The sequence below is a fragment of the Opacimonas viscosa genome, from assembly GCF_024199005.1.
Taxonomy (GTDB): domain Bacteria; phylum Pseudomonadota; class Gammaproteobacteria; order Enterobacterales; family Alteromonadaceae; genus Opacimonas; species Opacimonas viscosa.
The window spans coordinates 1-261 of sequence record NZ_JANATA010000191.1; the positions used below are offsets into that span (position 1 = coordinate 1).

A 261-nucleotide genomic window follows, 5' to 3' on the forward strand; every position below is an offset into this window, starting at 1 on the left:
TTAAATGGTGATGTAGATGTAGTAATTACAGTACCAGGTGAGACTGAAGTAGGTGATACATTAACTGTAACAAACCCAGATGGAACTACAACAGATTACCCAGTAACACAAGATATCATTGATAATGGATTACCATTAACATACCCAGCACCAGCAGAGGGTGAAGATATCACTGTAAGTGCAACAATTACAGATGCAGCAGGAAACACATCTCCAAAAGGTGAAGATACAGCAACAATTGATACAACAGCAACAAACGCA

1 protein-coding gene is annotated in these 261 nt (G+C 38.7%); it reads left to right on the forward strand.

What is annotated here, in order from left to right; translation table 11 throughout:
- On the forward strand, nucleotides 1–261 hold a 261-nt coding region (locus tag NLF92_RS13260; protein ID WP_254102706.1), incomplete at both ends, for a hypothetical protein.